This is a genomic window from Longirhabdus pacifica, assembly GCF_004115085.1.
GTDB classification, from domain to species: Bacteria; Bacillota; Bacilli; order Paenibacillales; family DSM-105158; genus Longirhabdus; species Longirhabdus pacifica.
Window position 1 is genome coordinate 1 of sequence record NZ_QXJP01000062.1, and the last position, 991, is coordinate 991.

Annotated in this window: 1 protein-coding gene and 1 pseudogene; both read left to right on the forward strand. The window is 35.9% G+C overall.

All coding sequences use genetic code 11. The features are described from left to right. Positions 1–153: pseudogene (locus tag D1Z92_RS17065) on the forward strand (transposase); the annotation flags it as partial. Positions 154–206: 53 nt separating this feature from the next. After that, the coding region (locus D1Z92_RS17070) for an RNA-guided endonuclease TnpB family protein (RefSeq protein ID WP_164931702.1) at positions 207–991 on the forward strand (785 nt) is incomplete at its 3' end.

A 991-nucleotide genomic window follows, 5' to 3' on the forward strand; every position in this document is an offset into this window, starting at 1 on the left:
AAATATCGTAGACAAGTTTTTGATGATGATCTGTCAAACTATGCAAAAGATATGTTTGTAAGAATAGGTCAGTCGTACAACATTACTGTTGAGGATTGGAATCACGATAAAGATCATATCCACGTATTATTCAAGGCACATCCTAATAGCGAATGATCAAAGTTTCTAAATGCTTATGAAAGCAAGGAAGAAAGTAGGTGTCCGTGATGTTGAAAGCATATAAGTATCGTATCTATCCAAATCAAGAACAACGAATAGCCTTCGCAAAAACATTTGGATGCGTACGTTTTGTGTATAACAAAATGCTTGCTGATAGAATCCATGCTTATAAAGCATCTCAAGAAAGCGTGGATAAATCTATCCAATACCCTACACCCGCACAATATAAAGCTGAGTTTCCTTTTCTAAAGGAAGTGGATAGCCTTGCTTTAGCCAACGCACAAATGAATCTAAACAAAGCATACGCTAATTTCTTTCGTGATAAGTCAACTGGATTTCCAAAGTTCAAAAGCAAAAAAGACAATCACCACCGTTATACTACCAACAACCAAAAAGGAACGGTTCGCATCGAAAACGGTTATATCAAACTACCAAAATTGAAAACCATGGTAAGAATGAAGCAACATAGACCATGTGCGGGGTTAATTAAATCCGTAACGATCTCTAAGACACCCACGAACAAATATTTTATTTCTATTGTAGTAGAAGAGAAGGAACGACGATTACCTAAACTTGATTCGAAAGTGGGCGTGGATGTCGGATTAAAAGATTTCGCCATATTGTCTAACGGTAGAAAATATGAAAATCCTAAGTGGTTGAGAAAAGTGGAACAAAGACTAGCTTTTCTTCAACGTTCATTGTCACGCAAAAAGAAAGGGTCAAGTAATAGAAATAAAATAAGACTACAAGTGGCTAAACTTCACGAAAAGATGACCAACCAACGAAATGATTTTCTTCACAAAATAAGTAATGAGATCACAAACGAAAACCA